General features: G+C 72.3%; 16 protein-coding genes. 6 read left to right on the plus strand and 10 right to left on the minus strand.

Annotation, left to right across the window (positions count from 1 at the left end; translation table 11 throughout):
- Positions 1-64: 64 nt before the first annotated feature.
- Genes ABH926_RS06630 through ABH926_RS06645 form a run of 4 tightly spaced genes read right to left on the minus strand, consistent with a single transcriptional unit; the run spans position 65 to position 4,711 of the window.
- Entirely contained in the window at positions 65-658 is a 594-nt protein-coding gene (locus tag ABH926_RS06630; RefSeq protein ID WP_370364447.1) for a TetR/AcrR family transcriptional regulator, read from the minus strand.
- Positions 655-1,962 carry a phenylacetate--CoA ligase PaaK gene (paaK, locus tag ABH926_RS06635; RefSeq protein WP_370364448.1) on the minus strand — a complete coding sequence of 436 codons (1,308 nt, stop codon included), beginning with the start codon at positions 1,960-1,962 and terminating at the stop codon, positions 655-657. The genes ABH926_RS06630 and paaK overlap by 4 nt, the downstream gene beginning before the upstream one ends.
- Complete coding sequence (pcaF, locus tag ABH926_RS06640) at positions 1,959-3,164, minus strand: 3-oxoadipyl-CoA thiolase (protein WP_370364449.1); 1,206 nt, start codon at positions 3,162-3,164, stop codon at positions 1,959-1,961. The genes paaK and pcaF overlap by 4 nt, the downstream gene beginning before the upstream one ends.
- Positions 3,161-4,711: a 3-hydroxyacyl-CoA dehydrogenase NAD-binding domain-containing protein gene (locus ABH926_RS06645; RefSeq protein ID WP_370364450.1), complete on the minus strand. Its 1,551-nt coding sequence runs from the start codon at positions 4,709-4,711 to the stop codon at positions 3,161-3,163. The genes pcaF and ABH926_RS06645 overlap by 4 nt, the downstream gene beginning before the upstream one ends.
- A 121-nt stretch (positions 4,712-4,832) precedes the next feature.
- Here ABH926_RS06645 and paaN point away from each other — a divergent pair, with 121 nt between their 5' ends.
- Positions 4,833-6,500 (plus strand): phenylacetic acid degradation protein PaaN, encoded by a 1,668-nt coding sequence (gene paaN, locus ABH926_RS06650; protein ID WP_370364575.1) that lies wholly within the window; start codon positions 4,833-4,835, stop codon positions 6,498-6,500.
- Positions 6,501-6,545: 45 nt separating this feature from the next.
- Here the strand turns inward: paaN and ABH926_RS06655 are convergent, their stop codons facing one another.
- A complete protein-coding gene (locus ABH926_RS06655; RefSeq protein ID WP_370364451.1) occupies positions 6,546-6,830 on the minus strand; it encodes a hypothetical protein in 285 nt (94 codons plus the stop codon).
- Between the two features lie 56 nt (positions 6,831-6,886).
- Between ABH926_RS06655 and ABH926_RS06660 the strand changes: the two genes are divergently transcribed.
- Both ABH926_RS06660 and cpt read left to right on the plus strand, forming a co-directional pair.
- On the plus strand, positions 6,887-7,681 hold the full coding sequence (locus ABH926_RS06660; protein WP_370364452.1) for a crotonase/enoyl-CoA hydratase family protein: 795 nt from the start codon (positions 6,887-6,889) through the stop codon (positions 7,679-7,681).
- Positions 7,682-7,809: 128 nt separating this feature from the next.
- A complete protein-coding gene (cpt, locus tag ABH926_RS06665; protein WP_370364453.1) occupies positions 7,810-8,343 on the plus strand; it encodes a chloramphenicol phosphotransferase CPT in 534 nt (177 codons plus the stop codon).
- A 43-nt stretch (positions 8,344-8,386) separates the two neighbouring features.
- Here cpt and ABH926_RS06670 read toward each other — a convergent pair whose 3' ends face one another.
- Positions 8,387-8,920, minus strand: a complete 534-nt coding sequence (locus ABH926_RS06670; RefSeq protein WP_370364455.1) for a GNAT family N-acetyltransferase — start codon at positions 8,918-8,920, stop codon at positions 8,387-8,389.
- Positions 8,921-9,013: 93 nt separating this feature from the next.
- Here ABH926_RS06670 and ABH926_RS06675 point away from each other — a divergent pair, with 93 nt between their 5' ends.
- From ABH926_RS06675 to ABH926_RS06685, 3 genes are all read left to right on the plus strand, one after another.
- On the plus strand, positions 9,014-10,621 hold the full coding sequence (locus ABH926_RS06675; protein ID WP_370364456.1) for a hypothetical protein: 1,608 nt from the start codon (positions 9,014-9,016) through the stop codon (positions 10,619-10,621).
- An 85-nt stretch (positions 10,622-10,706) separates the two neighbouring features.
- Positions 10,707-11,927 carry a cytochrome P450 gene (locus ABH926_RS06680; protein WP_370364457.1) on the plus strand — a complete coding sequence of 407 codons (1,221 nt, stop codon included), beginning with the start codon at positions 10,707-10,709 and terminating at the stop codon, positions 11,925-11,927.
- 26 nt (positions 11,928-11,953) lie between these two features.
- A complete protein-coding gene (locus ABH926_RS06685) occupies positions 11,954-12,649 on the plus strand; it encodes a DNA polymerase beta superfamily protein (RefSeq protein WP_370364458.1) in 696 nt (231 codons plus the stop codon).
- An 83-nt stretch (positions 12,650-12,732) separates the two neighbouring features.
- On the opposite strand, the gene ABH926_RS06690 is transcribed toward ABH926_RS06685, so the two are convergent.
- From ABH926_RS06690 to ABH926_RS06705, 4 genes are read right to left on the minus strand one after another with little or no spacing between them, the layout of a single operon-like run.
- Positions 12,733-13,593: a shikimate dehydrogenase gene (locus ABH926_RS06690; protein WP_370364459.1), complete on the minus strand. Its 861-nt coding sequence runs from the start codon at positions 13,591-13,593 to the stop codon at positions 12,733-12,735.
- Between the two features lie 11 nt (positions 13,594-13,604).
- Entirely contained in the window at positions 13,605-14,363 is a 759-nt protein-coding gene (locus tag ABH926_RS06695; protein ID WP_370364460.1) for a class I SAM-dependent methyltransferase, read from the minus strand.
- 32 nt (positions 14,364-14,395) lie between these two features.
- Positions 14,396-15,790, minus strand: coding sequence for a hypothetical protein (locus ABH926_RS06700; RefSeq protein ID WP_370364461.1), 1,395 nt, complete (start codon positions 15,788-15,790; stop codon positions 14,396-14,398).
- Positions 15,787-17,988: a hypothetical protein gene (locus ABH926_RS06705; RefSeq protein WP_370364462.1), complete on the minus strand. Its 2,202-nt coding sequence runs from the start codon at positions 17,986-17,988 to the stop codon at positions 15,787-15,789. Before ABH926_RS06705 ends, ABH926_RS06700 begins: the two co-directional genes overlap by 4 nt.
- Positions 17,989-18,076: the final 88 nt, after the last annotated feature.

Genomic DNA, 18,076 nt, shown 5'->3' on the forward strand with positions numbered 1-18,076 from the left:
CCGTAGCCCGGTGGCCGCCGTAGCCGCCGCGGCGGCGCCGATCAGCCCCTCATCAGCACCCTGATCAGCGCCGCCGCAACCCGTCGAACACCAAGTGCGTCACCGCCGACGCGACGTCGTCCGCGGACCACCGCCCGGGCCCGGGCCGGTACCACTCCACGACCGAGTTCACCATCCCGAACACCAGCCGCGAGGCCAGCCGCGGATCCAGGTCCGTGCGCAGCGCCCCGGCCGCCGCCGCGCGCTCCACGAAGCCCGCCAGCCGCTGGTCGATCTCGCGGCGCCGGGCCTGCGCGGCCCGCTCGGTCTCGGTGTTGCCGCGCACGCGCAGCAGCAGCGTCACGTACGGCAGCTCCTCGACCAGGATCTGCACCGCGCGGAACACCGCCTGCTCCACCCGGTCCAGCTCCCCGGCGTCCGGGAGCGCCTCCAGGGTGTCCAGCGAGGCGTTCAGCGCGTCCAGGGCCCGGTTGACGCCGCGGGTGAGCAGCTCCTCCTTGCCCTTGACGTGGTGGTAGATCGACGATTTCGTGATCCCCGCCGCCCGCGCCAGATCCTCCATGCTGGTGCCGTCGTAGCCGCGCTCGTTGAACACGGCGACGGCGACTTCCAGCAGGGAGTCGGGCGTGTAGGTGGTGCGCCGGGAAGAGACGCTCATGTGTGGTCGCCCCGCATGTCGAGGATGCGTTGGGCCTTGCCCTGCGAGCGCTCCAGGCCGCCGGGGTCCAGCACGTCAACGGTGATGGTGACGCCGAACCTCTCCTTCACCCCGGACGCCAGCCGCCCGGCCGCCGCGGCCCGGTCGACCACCGCGTCCCGGGCCTCGACCCGCACGCACAGCTCGTCGAGCCGCCCGGGGCGGGTCAGGACGCAGACGAAGTGCGGCGCCAGCCCGGCCACGGTCAGCAGCTCCTCCTCGATCTGGCTGGGGAAGAGGTTGACGCCGCGCACGATCATCATGTCGTCGCTGCGCCCGGTGATGCGCTCCATCCGCCGCATCGGCCGGCTCAGGCCCGGCAGCAGCCGGGTCAGGTCGCGGGTGCGGTAGCGGACGATCGGCATGGCCTGCTTGGTCAGGGAGGTGAAGACCAGCTCGCCCTTGGCACCGTCCGGCAGCACCTCGCCGGTGGCCGGATCGACGATCTCGGGATAGAAGTGGTCCTCCCACAGGTACGTGCCGTCCTTCTCGGCGACGTCCTCGTTGCCGACGCCGGGCCCCATCACCTCGGAGAGTCCGTAGATGTCCACGGCGTGCGCCCCGAGCCGCTCCTCGATCTCGGCCCGCATCGCGTCGGTCCACGGCTCGGCGCCGAGCACCGCGACGCGCAGCGAGGTCGAGGCCGGGTCGATGCCCTGCCGCTCCATCTCGTCGACGATCGCCAGCAGATAGGACGGCGTCACACAGATGACGTCGGGCTCGAAGTCCTGGATCAGCTGCACCTGCCGGGCCGTCTGTCCGCCGGAGATCGGGATGACGGTGCAGCCCAGCGCCTCGGCGCCGTAGTGCACGCCGAGGCCGCCGGTGAACAGGCCGTAGCCGTAGGCGACGTGGACCCGGTCGCCGGGCCGGACCCCGGCGGCCCGCAGCGAGCGCGCGCCGACGGCGGCCCAGTTCTCCAGGTCCGTCGCGGTGTAGCCGACGACGGTGGCCTTACCGGTCGTCCCCGACGAGGCGTGGATCCGCGCGACCTGCTCCCTGGGCACGGCGAACATGCCGAACGGGTAGTTGTCGCGCAGGTCCTTCTTCGCCGTGAAGGGGAAGTGCTTCAGGTCGGCCAGTTCTTTGAAGTCCTGCGGATGCACGCCGGCCGCGTCGAACGCCGCGCGGTAGTGCGGGACGTTGGCGTAGGCGTGGTTCAGCGTCCAGGCCATCCGCTCGGTTTGCAGAGCCCTGAGTTCCTCGACAGAAGAGCGCTCGGCGTCATCGAGTTCCCGCGCGGAGATGTCAGGAAGCGAACTCATGCCGCACGCTCCAGCAGCACCGCGATCCCCTGCCCCACGCCGATGCACATCGTGGCCACGGCGTACCGCGCCTGGCGTTCGTCCAGCTCCAGCGCGGCGGTCAGCGCCAGACGCGCGCCGGACGCGCCGAGCGGGTGGCCCAGGGCGATGGCGCCGCCGTTGGGGTTGACGTGCTCGGCGTCGTCGGGGAGTCCCAGTTCCCTGAGACACGCCAGCGACTGCGCGGCGAAGGCCTCGTTCAGCTCGACGACGTCGATGTCGCCGATCCCCAGCTTCGCGCGCTCCAGCAGGCCGCGGGTCGCCGGCACCGGGCCGATGCCCATGATGCGCGGCTCGACGCCGGCGGTGTGCGAGGTGACGACCTTGGCCAGCGGCGTGAGGCCGTACCGCTCGACGGCCTCGCCGGAGGCGACCAGCAGCGCCACGGCGCCGTCGTTGACGCCGGAGGCGTTGCCGGCGGTGACGGTACCGCCCTCGCGGAACGGCGTGCCGAGCTTGGCCAGCGCCTCCAAGGAGGTGCTGCGCGGGTGCTCGTCCTGGTCGACGACGAGCGGGTCGGCCTTGCGGCGCGGGATGCTGATCGGGCTGATCTCCTTGGCCAGGCGGCCGTTCGCCTGCGCCCGCAGCGCGCGCTCCTGGGAGCGGAGCGCGAAGGCGTCCTGGTCCTCGCGGCCGACGTGGAAGTCCGCGGCGACGTTCTCGGCGGTCTCGGGCATGGAGTCGATGCCGTACTGCTTCTTCATCAGGGGATTGACGAAGCGCCAGCCTATGGTGGTGTCGAAGACGTCCGCGCTGCGGGCGAAGGCGGTGTCGGCCTTGCCCATCACGAACGGCGCCCGCGACATGGACTCCACCCCGCCGGCCACCACGATGTCCGCCTCGCCGAGCCGGATCTGCCGCGCGGCCTGCACCAGCGCCTCCAGCCCCGAACCGCACAGCCGGTTCACGGTCGCGCCCGGGACCGTCACCGGCAGCCCGGCCAGCAGCAGCGCCATGCGCGCCACGTCGCGGTTGTCCTCGCCGGCCTGGTTGGCATCGCCGAGGAAGACCTCGTCCACGGCCGCGCCGGGGATCTGCGGGACACCGGCGAGCAGTTCGCGGATGGTGTGCGCGGCCATGTCATCGGGACGGACCGGGGCCAGCGCGCCGCCGTAGCGGCCGAAGGGGGTGCGGGTGCCGGTGACGAGGTAGGCGTCGGTCATGCTGGGTCCTTGTCCGGTGTGGCGGGGTCCTGGTCGGGGTCCTCGTCGGGGTGCTGGTCGGGGTGCTGGGCCGCGTGGTGTGCGGCGGCCTTTCGGAGCGCGTCGAGCACGGCCTGTCCGCGGTATTCGGTCAGGCGGCTCTCAAGCGGCCGGTCCATGAGCCGGTCGGCGTGGGCGAGCTGGCGCAGCAGCGGCGAGGCGCGGTAGCGGCCGTCGCGGTAGACGTCCTCAAGGTTGTCGAGGACTTCACAGACGTAGCCGAAGCCCAGGTCCTCGCCCCACTCCAGCGGCCCCTTGGGGTAGTTGACCCCGAGCTTCATCGCGGTGTCGATGTCGTCTTCTTCCGCGTCGCCACGGTACAGCGCGTCCACGGCCTCGTTGACGAGCCGCGCGACGGTCCGGGTCACCACCATGCCGGGGACGTCCTCCAGCACCACGACCTTCTTGCCCTGGCTCTGGAAGGCCGCGATCACCGCGGTCAGCGCCACGTTCGGGGTGTCGGCCGCCGGGGCGAGGGCGACCGTCGGCATGCCGTCCGGGTCCAGGGCGAGGTCCACCAGGATCCGGCCGTCGCCGTAGGAGGTCGCGGTCTTGCCGTGGCTGCGGTGCAGCAAAGGCATGCGGGTCTTCACCAGCTCGTGCGCCTCCGCGTAGTTCGGCGCGGGCTTCTCCACATCCTCGCCGTACTCATAGAACCCGCGGCCGCTCTTACGGCCCAGCCGCTTCGCCGCGACGTGCTCCTTCTGCGTCCACGCCGGGGTGTAGCGCGGGTCGTAGCCGGTCGCCTCCCACACCGAGGTGGACACGGCCAGGTTCACGTCGAGCCCGATCATGTCCATCAGCTCGAACGGCCCCATCTTGAAGCCGCCGCTCTCGCGCAGGACCGCGTCGATGGTCGCGAAGTCGGCCGCCTGCTCCTCGGAGGCGCGCAGGGCCTCGGCGTAGAAGGGGCGTGCGACGCGGTTGACGATGAAGCCGGGGGTGGAGCGGCAGCGGACCGTCGTCTTGCCCCACGCCTCGGCCAGCTCGGCCACGGCCGCGCTGACGTCGGGGTCGGTGGCCAGGCCGTCGACGATCTCGACCAGCGGCATCAGCGGCGCCGGGTTGAAGAAGTGCATGCCGACCAGGCGCTCGGGCTCGCGCAGGCCGCCGGCGATGGCGCTGATGGACAGCGAGGAGGTGTTGGTGGCCAGCAGGCAGTCGGCGCCGACGACGTCCTCCAGGCCGGCGAACAGCTTCTGCTTGACGCCCAGGTCCTCGATCACCGCCTCGACCACGAGGGCGGCGTCCTTCAGGGCGTCCAGCGCGGTGATCGCGGACAGCCGGTCCTTGGCCGCTTGAGCTTCCTCAGCAGCGATCCTGCCCTTGGCCGCGAGCGAGTCCAGGCGCTTGCCGATGCCCGCGACGGCGCGCTCGGCGGCTCCCTCGACCGCGTCGTAGACCGCGACCGGATGCCCGGCCTGCACGGCCAACTGGGCGATCCCGGCGCCCATCGTGCCGGCGCCGATCACTCCCACGAGTGATGCGCTCGCCTCGCTCCCCACCATCGGATCATCGCTCCTTCGCAGGCTGGGGCAACCAGGGGGTGTCCCACCCTGGAACCGACCGACCGTTCGGTTTACTCTAGATCCCGTCAGGGCCGCCACACCAGCATTCCGGGAGTCGATGATGACCGCCACGGCCGAGCAGTTCTCCGTCCGCCACCGCGAAACCCTCGATCGGGCGGTGGAGGCGATTCGCGAACGGGCGTTCTGGACGCCCTACCCGGAGATCCCCAAGGCCTACGGCGAGGAGGCCGCCACCGCCGGCAAGCTGGCCTACGAGGGCTACCTGGACCGGCCGTTCCCGCTGGCCCAGCCCGGGACCGACGAGCTGGTCGGCGGCGAGAGGTCGCCGTACGGCGTGGCGCTGGGCGTCACCTACCCGCACCCGGACCTGGACGTGCTGCTGCCGGCGATGCAGGCGGCGATGCCCAAGTGGCGCGACGCCGGCCCCGAGGCCCGGGCCGCGGTGCTGATCGAGGCGCTGGCCCGGCTCAACACCCGCACCCACGAGATCGCGCACGCCGTGCACCACACCTCCGGCCAGGCGTTCGGCATGGCGTTCCAGGCCGGCGGCCCGCACGCGCAGGACCGCGGCCTGGAGGCCGTGGCCTACGCCTACGCCGCGCAGACCGCGCAGGTCGCGGCGGCCGAGTGGGAGAAGCCGCAGGGGCCCAAGCCGGCGCTGCACATGACCAAGAAGTTCACCGCCGTCCCGCGCGGCATCGGCCTGGTCATCGGCTGCAACACCTTCCCGACCTGGAACAGCTACCCCGGCCTGTTCGCCTCGCTGGCCACCGGCAACGCGGTGGTCGTCAAGCCGCACCCGAACGCGGTCCTGCCGCTGGCGATCTCGGTGGCGATCCTGCGCGACACCCTGGCCGAGGCCGGCTTCGACCCGGACCTGGTGGCCCTGGCGGTGGAGAAGCCGGGCGAGGGGCTGGCCAAGACGCTGGCGCTGCGGCCGGAGATCCGCATCATCGACTACACCGGCTCCACCGAGTTCGGCGTCTGGCTGGAGCGCAACGCGCCGCAGGCCGTGGTCTACACCGAGAAGGCCGGCATCAACACGGTGATCGTGGACTCGGTGGACGACTACAAGGGCATGCTGGGCAACCTGGCCTTCTCGTTCTCCCTGTACAGCGGCCAGATGTGCACCACCCCGCAGAACATCTTCGTCCCGCGCGAGGGCATCACCGTCGCCGGCGAGCACAAGTCCTTCGACGACTTCGCCGCCGACCTGGCCGGCGCCGTGGACAAGCTGCTCGGCGACGACGCCCGCGCCAACGCCCTGCTCGGCGCGGTGTGCAACCCCGGCGTGGCGGACCGCCTGAAGCAGGCCGAGTCGGTCGGCAAGACCGTCCTGGCCTCCCGCCCCGTGGCCAACGCCGAATACCCCGCCGCCGAGGTCCGCACCCCGCTGATCGCCGCGATCGACGTCGCCGACACCGAGGTCTACACCGGCGAGTGGTTCGGCCCGATCAGCTTCCTGATCGCCGCCGACAGCACCGAGCAGGCCGTGGAGACCTTCCGCACGACGGTCCGCGACCACGGCGCCATCACCGCGGCGGTGTACTCCACCGACGACGAGGTCATCGCCAAGACCGAGGACGCCGCCCTGGACGCCGGCGTGAACCTGTCGGTCAACCTCACCGGCGGGGTGTACGTGAACCAGAGCGCGGCCTTCTCCGACTTCCACGCCACCGGGGCGAACCCGGCGGCCAACGCGGCGCTGTCGGACCTGGCTTATGTGGCTAGCCGGTTCCGGGTGGTGCAGTCGCGGCGGCACATCTAGAGATGCCGCAATGGTCCGGGACTGTTCGAGGACGGCCCCGGACCATCACGGGTGCTGGAGGTCGACGAAGCCCCGCTCCGCCAGGGCGGCGACGGCGGCTTCGATCCCCGCGCGCGTGACCGTCGGCAGCACGACGATGCCCGGTTCGGCGAAGAATCCGAGCCGCCGCATGTCATCCGAGATCGACTGCATGAGCCTGGCCTGGTCGTAGAAGGTCACCGTCCGCTCGCCACCGTCCCAGACGATCTTCGCTTCGAGCCAGCCCTTGGCCTCCTGCAGGGCCCAGTCGCCCTCGTCCATCTCGGCCGGGAACGCGATGCGGTAGCTCATCTCGGCATCCTGGCAGAGCAGTGGCCAACCCACGCCGGCCGGGCCAGACTGCCCCCATGAACGCTGAGCCCCCTGCCGTCGAACCCCCGGCCGTCCGCGTAGAGAAGAACGGCCCGGTCACCACCGTCATCCTGCACCGGCCCGCGGTCCGCAACGCCGTGGACCCGGCGACGGCCGCCGCGCTGCTGGCCGCGTTCCAGGACTTCGAGAAGGACGCCGAGGCGCATGTCGCGGTGTTCTACGGTGACGGCGGGACATTCTGCGCCGGGTTCGATCTCAAGGCTCTGACCGCCGGGGCGGTGCCGGCCGGGATGCTCGCGTACGGGGACGGGCCGATGGGGCCCTCGCGGCTGCGGCTGTCCAAGCCGGTGATCGCGGCGGTGGCCGGGCACGCGGTGGCCGGCGGGCTCGAGCTGGCGCTGTGGTGCGACCTGCGGGTGGTGGAGGACAGCGCGGTGTTCGGTGTCTTCTGCCGGCGGTGGGGGGTGCCGCTGGTGGACGGCGGGACGGTGCGGCTGCCGCGGCTGATCGGCCACAGCCGCGCCATGGACATGATCCTCACCGGGCGCGCGGTGCCCGCCGACGAGGCCCTGGCCTGGGGGCTGGCCAACCGGGTGGTGCCCGACGGGACCGTCCGGGAGGCCGCCGAGGCGCTGGCCGCCGAGATCGCCGCGCTGCCGCAGCTGTGCCTGCGCGAGGACCGCATGTCGGCCCTCGAACAGGACGGCCTGGAGGAAGAGGCGGCGCTGCGCAACGAGCTGCGGCACGGGCAGGTGTCGCTGGCCGAGTCGGTGTCCGGGGCGCAGCGGTTCGCCGACGGGGCGGGGCGGCACGGGGCTTCGGCGAGTTAGGCGGCGGGGCGGGCGGCGGGTCACGCGGCAGACCAGGCGGCGGGTGGGGCAGCGGGCCAGGCGGCGAACCAGGTGAATCGGCGCGATATCCGCTTCGCCCCGCGACCGCCACAACCTACTGTGGCTCGATGACCGCTCACGTGATCATCCTCAATGGCGGCTCCAGCTACGGCAAGACCAGCATCACGCGCTACCTGCAGGCCGCGTTGCCGGACGCGTGGCTGGCCTTCGGCATCGACGGCTTCGTCGACGCCCTCCCGCCCCGGATGCTCGCCGCCGACGCCGGGCTGCAGATCGGCGATGGCGGCGAGGTCAGTGTCGGGGCCGACTTCCACATGCTGGCGGCCGCCTGGATGGCCGGCGTCGCGGCCACCGCGCGCGCCGGTGCGAAGGTCGTCGTGGACGACGTCTTCCTCGGGGGTGCGGTGTCGCAGCAGCGGTGGGAGCGGGCCCTCGGCGATCTGGACGTGCTCTGGGTCGGCGTCCGCTGCGACGGCCGGGTCGCCGCGGATCGCGAGAGCCTGCGTGGCGACCGCACGCCGGGGATGGCCGAACTCCAGGCGGACCTCGTCCACCGCGGAGTCCGCTACGACCTGGAGGTCGACACCACCGACGCCGCGGCCGCCGACTGCGCCCGGATCATCGCCGCCCGCGTCAGCTGAGCTCGGACCCGGCCCGCGACAGCTGAGAGCGGCCCCCGGTCATTCAGCCTTCAGCCGACTCCGACAACCGCATGGCCAGCAGCATCCCCGGCCACTCCCCGTCCCCGACCGGTACCGTGAACTCCTGCACCCGCGTGAACCCGTACCGCTCGTACACCTTCACCAGGTTCCCGTCCTCGCCGGCCCAGCAGTCCACCCGCAGCAGGTCGATCCCCCGCTCGGCCGCCTCCTGCTTGGCACGCTCGATCAGGGCGCGTCCGGTACCGCGGCCGGCGTGCTTGCGGGAGGTGATCAGGAAGTTGACGTACAGCTCCCGCTCCTCGGCGTCCGGTACGTAGGGCTGGCGCTCCTCGGTGATCACCATGATGCCCAGCGGCATGCCGTCCTCGTCCTCCAGGACCCGCATCCCGCCGGTGTCGGCCCGTTGCAGGAACCCCTCGCGCCGCTTCTCGTTGCCGGTCCAGGGCTCGGTGCCCCACTGCTGGGTGTTGCCCCGGGCGTTCATCCATGCCACGGCCTCGTCGCCGAAGGCCAGGAAGGCCGGGACGTCGTCCCGGCCGCCTACTCGAATCCGCATGATCCCCTTCCTAGCAAAGAGTTCACGTGAATGCGCATCGGATATGGCCGCTGTTCACCGTGCCCTCCGGCCGGGGCTGTACAACTCCGCTCCATGAGAATCTACCTCGCGTCCAAGCGACGCCTCGCGGTCTCGGCGGTCGCGCTGGCCGTCGGCTCGGCCGTCCTGGTCCCGGCCACCGCCATGGCCGCCGGGCGGCACCACGGCGGCCGGCCGACCACCTGGACCCTGTCCGGGCAGGTCGCTCCGGCCACGCTCAAGGGCGGACCGTGGACGCTGGGCCAGACCCCGGCCACGTACGGCTCCCCGACGGCCGGGTACTGCGACGCCTCCGGGAAGGTCACCCGCAATCCGGGGACCGAGCTCTTCCAGCCGGCCTACTTCCCGAACGTCACCGGCAGCGGCCAGCACCTGACCGGCTTCTTCGACTACCGGCCCAAGGACACCGACGAGGCGGTCCTGGCGGCCAAGTCCGACGACGGCGGCAAGACCTGGACCTACCAGGGCCAGGCGCTGGAGTCGCAGCAGGGCCAGTGCCCCTCGCCGGCGCTGAACGACGACGGCCAGGGCCACCCGACCGTGCTGCACGTGGGCGGCAAGGACTTCCTGTACACGCTGACCCGCCCGACCGCCGACACCCCCGGCTCGCAGCTGCTGGTCCACCGGGTCGACGCCGACGCCAGGAACCCGCTGGCCAAGCTGCCCTCGGCGCAGGCCGTCGGCACCGGCGCCACGACGACGCTGACCGCCGCCGTGACCCTGCCGGCGGCCACCATCCCGGCCGCCGACACCTCGGCGTTCGAGATCCCGGGCACGGTCCGGATCCAGACCTCGGCCGGCATCCAGGACGTGCGCTGCACCGACTCCACCGCGACCACGTTCACCGGCTGCACCGGCGGCACCGGCTCGGCGGTCAGCGGCGCGGCGGCCACCACCTACCCGGTGGTGCCGGCGAACACCCAGGCCACCACCGGCCTGATCTCCCCCGACGGCATCCTCGGCGTGCTGCCGAACCGGGACGGCCGTTCGGTGACGGTGCTCTACGTCGAGAAGCAGCTGGACTACTTCAAGACCGCCGACCAGGCCAACGCCTGCGCCGTCCCGTTCGCCACGCTGAACCAGATCGGCGAGGGCAAGAACAAGGCGCCGTACTACGGCAACAACGAGGACCGCTCCACGGTCCGCAGCGCCACCACGACCGACGGCATCCACTTCACCGACAACGGTCCGGTCAACGGCCTCGGCGACAACGAGAGCACCAGCGCGACCGCGACCCGGTTCGTCAGCCCCTCGGGCACCGTGGTGCGCAACCCCGACGGCACCCTGGGCCTGTTCTACGCCGCCGGCAACTGCTACGACGGCGACAGCGACGGCTTCCACTACATCGGCTACGCCACCAGCAAGGACGGCGTGAACTGGACGATCGTCGACGGCTTCACCAACCCGCTGCTGTCGGTGGACACCACCTTCCCGAAGACCGCCCCCGCGCTGTACTACAGCGGGCGCATCTACGGCCCGCAGGTCGTCCTGGGCCACGACGGCAAGACCGCGACCATGGTCTTCGCCGGCTACCGCACCCCCAAGCCGCTGCCCAAGCCGGGCACCGCGCTGGGCACCGACCCGTCCGCGCTGTACACCGTCGGCGCGAACGACCTGGCCAGCTACCGCAGCATCCTGACGGTCACGCTGACCACCAAGTAAGAATCCTCAGTTACGAATAAGACAACTTATTCACAGGGGTCGCGGTCCGGGAACATTCCCGGACCGCGCCGCCGTTTGTGCGGTCATGGAGCCGTTGGAAATCATGGGGGCGCTGCTCACCACCGAAGGCCGTGACGACCCCTATCCCCTCTACGACCAGGCTCACCGGCTGGGCTCGGTCATCGACGCGGCGGACGGCTTCGTGATGGTCCCGTCCTACGACCAGTGCAACCAGGTGCTGCGCAACGCCTCGTTCGGGGTCTGGGACGTCGAGTGGCGCGGCCGGGTCTGGGACGACGAGCAGCAGCGCCGGCCCTCGCTGCGCAGCATGGAGCGCTCGGTCATCTACACCAACGCCCCCGACCACGGCCGTATGCGTTCCCTGATCTCCTCGGTGTTCACCCCGCGCCGGGTCGCGGCGCTGGAGCCGGCCATCGAGCGGGCCGTCGAGGCGCTGCTGGACCGGCTGGCCGAAGCCGGTGCGGACGGTGCGGCCGTGGACCTGATGGACGACTTCGCCTATCGGCTCCCGGTCTCAGTGATCTGCGACCTGCTGGGCATCCCGCCGGCGGACCGGGAGACCTTCCGGGTCCTGGCCACCGAACTGGCCGCGGTCCTGGACTTCGTCGACGACCTGAGCCGGCTGGACGGGGCGGACGCGGCCTGGCTGGAGCTGGAGCTGTACTTCGGCGGGCTGCTCGCCGAGCGGCGCATGCGGCCGCAGGACGACCTCGTCAGCGCTCTGATAGCGGTCTGCGACGCCGACGACTCGCGGCTGAGCGCGGCCGAGCTGCTGTGCAACCTGGCTCTGCTGCTCATCGCCGGGTTCGAGACCACGGCGAACCTGTTCGGCAACGGCGTCCGGCTGCTGTTCGAGCACCCGGAGGTCGGCGCGGGGCTGCGGAACGGGGATCTGCGCTACGCCGGCTTCGCCGAGGAGGTGCTGCGCTACGACTCGCCGGTGCAGATGACGACGCGCATCGCGCTGACCGACGGCCTGTCGGTCGGCGACGTCCCGGCGCCGGCCGGAACGGAGGTCGCGGTGATGATCGGCGCGGCGAACCGGGACGCGCGGCGCTATGAGGACCCTGAGCGCTTCGATCCCACCCGGACCGAGATAGGCCCGCTGAGCTTCGGGGCCGGGCCGCATTTCTGTGTCGGATCGATACTGGCGCGGACCGAGGCGGCGATCGGGTTCCCGCGTCTGCTGGCCCGGTTCCCGGCGCTGGCCCCGGCCGGGGAACCGACCCGGAACCAGCGGTTTATCCTTCGCGGGTACGAGCGCCTGCCTGTTACGGTGACTTGAGTTTTTCCGCTTTCCGGGGGGATGCCATGACGCCTGTTGACGACGACTTCCAGCACGGCACCGTCCTGCTGTCCGGCATCGTCGGCTCCACCGCCTACGGCCTGGCCGGCCCGGACTCGGACGTGGACCGCCTCGGCATGTTCGCGGCCCCGACACTGAGCCTGCTGGGCCTGCACACCCCGCGCGACAGCCACGTCACCACGAGCCCGGACGTGACCTTCCACGAGGCGGCCAAGCTGGCCCGCCTGGCGCTGGGCGGCAACCCGACGGCCTCGGAACTGCTGTGGCTCCCCGACGACCTGTACGAGCGGCGCACGCCCCTGGGCGACGAGGCGATCAGCCTGCGCACGGCCTTCCTGTCCGCGCCGCGCGTGCACGACGCCTACCTCGGCTACGCCACCCAGCAGTTCCGCAAGCTGCTGTCCCGCGACCCCTCCTGGACGCACCGCAAGATCGCCAAGCACGCCCGCCATCTGATGCGGCTGGTGAACCAGGGCCACGAGCTCTACACCACCGGCCACGTCACCATCCGCCTGCCCGATCCCGAGCGCTACCACGCCTTCGGCGAGAGCGTGGCCGCCGACCCCGACGCCGCCCGCCCCTTCATGGCCGACGCCGAGGAGCGCTTCGCGACGGCCCGCACGGTGCTGCCGAGGGAGCCGGAGAGCGCGGCGGCCGAGGACTGGCTGCTGCGGGTGCGGAAGGCTTTCTGGGAGGGCTGACGGCTTGCGGCTTGCGGCTTGCAGCGCCGGTCGCCGGTCGCCGGTCGCCGGTCGCCGACATCTCAGCGGAAAGCCCCAGCGCCTCACAGCTCAAGCGCGTCCATGAACTTCTGCCCGAGACCGGGATCCTCCGGAAGATCGAGCGCGGTGGTCAAGGCCGCGGCCCACCCGTGGCAGAAGAGCGACAGTCCGTCGTGGACCCGCAGCCCTCTGGCAGAAGCCTGCGATCGCGCGGCCCGCAGCATGTGCAGATCGCCGCGGTAGTTCAGCTCCCACACGACGCCGCCCACCGGGAACGCCACCGCGTCGGTCACCGGCGAACCGGGCCGGTCCTTGCCCGACCCGGTCGCGTTGACCACCAGCGCCCCCGGCGCCAGCGCCGCGATCTCGGCGTCGAACGGCCCGTCCGCCGCCTCGGCGTCGACCTGCGGGCTGTCGAGCACCGCGCGCAGCCTGGCCACCGCCGCCGGCTCCCGATCGACGAACCGCAGCCGACCGGTGTGCCCCCGCCGCAGCAGGTACTCCCCGAGCGCGATCGCCGTCCCGCCGCTGCCCAGGCACAGCAGCTCGCCGTCGCGATCCGGCCAGATCTCCTCGACGACCCGGCCCACCGAGATCGGATCGCGCGCGTACCCGTGAAGCCGCCCGCCGTCGTTCCGGATCGAATTGATCTCCCGGCACTGCCGCGCGAGGGGATCAAGCTCCTCGAAGGCGTCGGCCGCGGCGGCGAACAGCCCCACCTTGTGCGACGTGACCACCGCGCCGAGCACCGAGGGCTCGCGCAGCCCGTCCAGAACCGCCCGGTACACCTGCGCCGAGGCTCCCACCGGGACGTCGACCCCGGCCACCTCGGCCTCGATCCCCAGTACCCGGGCCCAGTGCGGAAAAGCCGTGTGGATCAGCGATGCGCCGGTCGAGACGCCGACGAACCTCACCTCGGCCATGCCGCCGCCCTTCACCGCTGTGCCGTCAGAATCGGCTGGTAGTAACCGGAATCCGGCGGCTCGATCCACCGCACGTCCCGGAACCCGACCGCCGTCGCGAACTCAGCGAGCTCCGCGCGCCGCAGAGCCCAGTACGTCGCGCGCCGGACCCGCACGTCCCACTTCTCGGGCCCGGTCGGCACCAGTTGGAAGTGTTCCAGGTCGTACCGCTCGCCGTCGGGGTGCCAGTGCCACAGCTGGAAGGCGATCGCGCGTCCGGCCTCCTGCTCCGAGACCTGCGGCGAGGTCGTCGTGGGGCGCTTGGCGCGCAGTTCGTCGTAGTCGCGGACGGTCAGCACCAGCAGTCCGCCGGACCGCAGCACGCGCCGCATCTCGGCCAGGCCGGCGGTCAGGGCGTCCGGCGTCAGCAGGTGCGGCACCGAGTTGTCGGCGCTCAGGACCGCGTCGAACACGCCGTCGGCGAAGGGCAGCGCGCCCATGTCGGCCGCCGCGGTGGGCAGGCTCACGCCGCGCGCGGCGGCCTCCCGCCCGGCCCGGGCCGCGGCGCGCGGGCTGAGGTCGGTGCCGATCATGCTCGCGCCGCCCAGCCGGGCCAGCCCGATGGCCTGGGTCCCGATGCCGCAGGAGCAGTCCAGCACCCGTCCGGCCGACCGCTTGGTGCCCGCCTCGATCACCGCCGAGAGCACCGAGGCCTGATAGTCCATGCTGACGTCCCAGTCCTGGAACATCAGGTGGTAGTCGTCGGCGAGTTCGTCGTAGAACGAGCGCATTCGGGCCCCCTGGTTCGCGGTTCCCCACAGCCTCACACCAAAGGCACCGGATCGTCCAACGCCTTGTCGCTGCGCCAGCGCTTCATCTCTGCGGCGGCGACGCGATGCCGCTCGGCCCGGGCCCGCGCACTCGACTGCCGGTTCCACTCCTCGGCGTGTTCGGTCTCGGCGTGTCCGCGATGGCTCGGCCGGACCGCGCCGCCACGCCCGGCGAGCCGTGCCGCTCCCCGGCGCGCGGCCGCGACGGCGTCCGCGGTCTCGTCCCGCACCGCCGCGATCAGCGGCTCGGCCGTCCCCGCGGCCATCGACGCCCGCACCTCCGGCATCATCCGCTCCAGCGCCCCGGTCCGCGTCAGCTCGACCGCCCACACCACTTCCGGCGCGGAGATCTCGGCCAGCCGCACATAGGCCCGCAGCCTCGTCTCCGGCTGCAAGTCGGAACCGGCCGCCGCCACCACCGAACGCACCCACGCGGCTTCCTCGGCCGGCGCGGCCTGCACCATCTCCAGGAACGGCTCCTCCCCGCGCAACCGCAGCAGCTCCCGCAGTCCGCGCAAGACCGCGTCCGGCTCGTCGCGCACCGCCAGGAACGCCAGCCGCCGCGCGGTCCCGCCGGCGAACTCGTGGACCTGCACCGCGCGGGTGACTTCAGGCTCCGTGTCGTGTTCGCGCACCAGGCGGGCCAGCACGCTGTCGGGCGTGAACGGGTTCTCGGCCAGCCGCATCCGCAGCGCGGTGTCCCCCAGCGACCCGAAGGCGTGCCCCACCAGCTCGCGGCACAGCGGCGCCTGCGCGGCCATGTCCAGGATCAGCGAAGCCTGCTCCCGCAACGCGGTCAGCTCCGCGGCGGAGGGCTGCTTGTGCATCGTCGCGCCGGAGGCCAGGAACGCCCGGGCGGCCAGCGGCGGGGCCAGCGCGAGCACGACGTTGGCCGCCCGCCAGCGCTGCCCGGACAGGTCCACGCCGGCGGCCTGCTCATTCGGCGTACGCCGCATCCCGCGCGCGATGACTCCGCGCCCCGAATCAGGCCTGGCCTTCACCAGCGCGGCCAATGTGCATCGCGCGGTGTCGACCTCGCGCACCATCCGGGCCCAGTACTGCGGGCCCGCGCTGTCCCCGCGAAGGATGGCCCGTGCGACGGCGTCGCCGACGGTCACGATGTCCGGCTCCATCACCAGCGTCACCGCCACCGCGGCCGGTTGCACGTGCCGCACGATCTCCGCCGGCCGGATCGTGCCCAGCCGCGCCCCGACCAGCGCCACTTCCCGCAGATAGCCGAACTCGGCCTCCGGATTGGGTCGCAGCCGGAAGCCCGCGACGGCCCGTTCGTAGTCGTCGATCGTGGGATGCGACGGCAGCGGCGGCGGCTGGGGCGGTCGGGGCGGCTGGGATCCCGGGGTGCGTCCCCGGTCTTCGACACGGTTCACGGCGATCCCTTCGCGGCCTCCCCGGCACCGTCGCCGACCGCCTCGACCAGATCGACGAGCTGCGCGTATTCCAGGGGGCCGGCTTCCATCAGCCGGCGCACCATGATCCGCCACCGGTGCGGGCTGTTGTCAAGATGCTGCCGTACCGCGTTTTCCAGCGGCCAGCTCGCCGGGTCGTCGGGATGCGGGGTCCACTGGTCGTGCGGATCCGGGACGGTCACGCCCGGGATCTCCCGCTGTGCCACGGTCTCGGCGGCCTTCAGCAGCGGTTCGGCGTCGCCGCCGGCCATCGACGCCCGGACCGCCGGCCCCACGGTGTCGACCGTCCCGGCCGCGAGCGTCGCGACGTCCCAGACCGGCTCGGGACCGGCTGCCTCGGCCAGGCGCCCGTGGAGGAGCGCCGAGGTGTCAGGCCCCAGATACCCGCCGAGTTTCTTGAGCAGGAAGTGCAGGCGCTCGGCGTCCTCGGCGGCGGCGACGAGCTGGTAGATCCGGGCCTCGCCGAGGTTCTGGACGAAGTCCGTGATCAGGGTCCAGGGGATCCCCATGCGCTCCAGGATGAAGAGCACGTCGGAGCGCAGGGCCGGATCGGCGACGTCGTGGAGCATCGCCAGCCGGGTGCGCGCCGGGTCCGCGGGATCGAGCAGCAGACGTCGCAACGCCGTGGCCGGGGCCACCCGGTTGGCCGCCAGCGCGCTGCGGGCGTCGTGCCCGACGTCGGCGGCGAGCACCCGCTCGACCAGCCCCGGGGGCAGCGGCCGCCCTTCGAGCAGGGCCAGCTCGAAGGGGTTGAGCTCTCCGGGCCCCTCGGACAGGACCTCCAGGCCCACGTGCGGCCGCGCGAAACACAGCAGCACGTTCGCGCTGGGGACGTCGTCGATCACGTCGTCGATGTCGTCCTCGTCCGGCAGGGCCTGCCTCGGGCCCAGGACGGCGGTGGAATCGACGAGCTCGGCCACGGTTCCCGTCCACACCAGCGAGCGGATCAGCAGAACAGTCCACAACGGGATGTCGTCGCCGATCCGCTTGTAGAGCAGGCTGCGCAGCGCTTCGGCCAGATCGGCGCGGCCGCGCGCAGCCGGCAGGATCTCCTCGCCGCTGCGCCAGGCCAGGTCCAGGACGGCACTGGCCGGGACGGCGTGCTCGATGACCTCCGCGGCGCTCAGCGTACCGAGGGACAGACCTCTGATGATCAGTTCTCTGATCGCCTCGACGAACTCCGGCTCCTCCTCGAAGCTCCCCCATCGCGGCCGCAGAGCGGCCACCGCCGCCGCGATCCGGTGCAGGGTGGCGACGTCGGGCCGGCCGACGTGCCAGGCCGCCGGCGGGTAGTCGGCGAGCAGCCGGCGCCGGACGTCCTCGGGGAGGTCTTCGCGCCCGGCGGCTTCGTCGAGCCCTGCGATCTGCGCCAGGAAGCGTCCGCGGTCGCCGGCGACACTCTCGTGGCCGTCGGCCAGCGCCAGCACCTCGTCCCAGTCCAGCCGCCACGACCGCGACCCGGCACCGGGCCGGTCCCAGCGCCGCACCCAGCTCTGGTCGCGCCAGCCGGGCTGGACCGCGGGGATCGGGCCGGGCAGGCCGAGCACGCGCGCCGCCGGCAACGCCAGGCTCAGATCGGCGGCGCCTGCCAGGACGCGCAGCAGTTCGAACTCGGGGTCTCCGGTGTCGGTGTCGGCCAGATGCGCCGGCGACAGCGGCAGGACCGCCGTGCCGAGGAAACCGGCGAGCTTCGCGCGCAGGTCCGGCAGCACGATCGGCTGACCGTCGGATCCCACCCGATCGCGCAGGATCGCCGAGCGCACCCAGGCGATGCCGCCCTGTTCCAACCGTCCGAACAGCGCGCGGTCCAGGTCGGGTTCGGCGCGGCTCAGGAGTCTGCGACGTGCGGCGTCCAGACCGTTCGCGGCATCGTGGTCGCGCGGGAGTCGCGCAGGAGTGCGCGGCCGCCACGGCAGCCGCAGCTGCCAGGCCAGGGTGGTCCGGGCGGCCGGCGGACCGTGGGTGACTACGTGGTCGACCACCGCCGGCGGCAGAGCCGGTCCGAGGCGCGCGATGCCGGCGTTGAGTTCGACGGTACTCAGGGCGCTGAGAACCAGCGGCAGATCATCGGGCCGCGCGACCTGCGTGAACAGCAGAACCCGCGCGGCCGCGTCCGGAACCGTCGGCGGTGTGGCCCCGCCCTCGGCCGCGATGCTCATCGCCCCCGACCTGCCTCCCGCCTGCGCGCTTTTGTGGCATGACCATGATGCCGCACGCGGGGTGCGGGGGCATCGACGCCACGGGCGT

The sequence above is a fragment of the Catenulispora sp. GP43 genome (assembly GCF_041260665.1).
GTDB lineage: Bacteria > Actinomycetota > Actinomycetes > Streptomycetales > Catenulisporaceae > Catenulispora.

What these genes read in the sequence shown, in the direction of transcription:
- cpt (WP_370364453.1), top strand. Translation starts at nt 7,810, where the DNA reads ATGACCGCTCACGTGATCATCCTCAATGGCGGCTCCAGCTACGGCAAG.
- ABH926_RS06675 (WP_370364456.1), top strand. Translation starts at nt 9,014, where the DNA reads ATGAGAATCTACCTCGCGTCCAAGCGACGCCTCGCGGTCTCGGCGGTC.
- paaK (WP_370364448.1), bottom strand. Translation starts at nt 1,962, where the DNA reads ATGAGTTCGCTTCCTGACATCTCCGCGCGGGAACTCGATGACGCCGAG.
- ABH926_RS06645 (WP_370364450.1), bottom strand. Translation starts at nt 4,711, where the DNA reads ATGGTGGGGAGCGAGGCGAGCGCATCACTCGTGGGAGTGATCGGCGCC.
- paaN (WP_370364575.1), top strand. Translation starts at nt 4,833, where the DNA reads ATGACCGCCACGGCCGAGCAGTTCTCCGTCCGCCACCGCGAAACCCTC.
- ABH926_RS06690 (WP_370364459.1), bottom strand. Translation starts at nt 13,593, where the DNA reads ATGGCCGAGGTGAGGTTCGTCGGCGTCTCGACCGGCGCATCGCTGATC.
- ABH926_RS06705 (WP_370364462.1), bottom strand. Translation starts at nt 17,988, where the DNA reads ATGAGCATCGCGGCCGAGGGCGGGGCCACACCGCCGACGGTTCCGGAC.
- ABH926_RS06630 (WP_370364447.1), bottom strand. Translation starts at nt 658, where the DNA reads ATGAGCGTCTCTTCCCGGCGCACCACCTACACGCCCGACTCCCTGCTG.
- ABH926_RS06660 (WP_370364452.1), top strand. Translation starts at nt 6,887, where the DNA reads ATGAACGCTGAGCCCCCTGCCGTCGAACCCCCGGCCGTCCGCGTAGAG.
- ABH926_RS06670 (WP_370364455.1), bottom strand. Translation starts at nt 8,920, where the DNA reads ATGCGGATTCGAGTAGGCGGCCGGGACGACGTCCCGGCCTTCCTGGCC.
- ABH926_RS06655 (WP_370364451.1), bottom strand. Translation starts at nt 6,830, where the DNA reads ATGAGCTACCGCATCGCGTTCCCGGCCGAGATGGACGAGGGCGACTGG.
- pcaF (WP_370364449.1), bottom strand. Translation starts at nt 3,164, where the DNA reads ATGACCGACGCCTACCTCGTCACCGGCACCCGCACCCCCTTCGGCCGC.
- ABH926_RS06680 (WP_370364457.1), top strand. Translation starts at nt 10,707, where the DNA reads ATGGAGCCGTTGGAAATCATGGGGGCGCTGCTCACCACCGAAGGCCGT.
- ABH926_RS06695 (WP_370364460.1), bottom strand. Translation starts at nt 14,363, where the DNA reads ATGCGCTCGTTCTACGACGAACTCGCCGACGACTACCACCTGATGTTC.
- ABH926_RS06685 (WP_370364458.1), top strand. Translation starts at nt 11,954, where the DNA reads ATGACGCCTGTTGACGACGACTTCCAGCACGGCACCGTCCTGCTGTCC.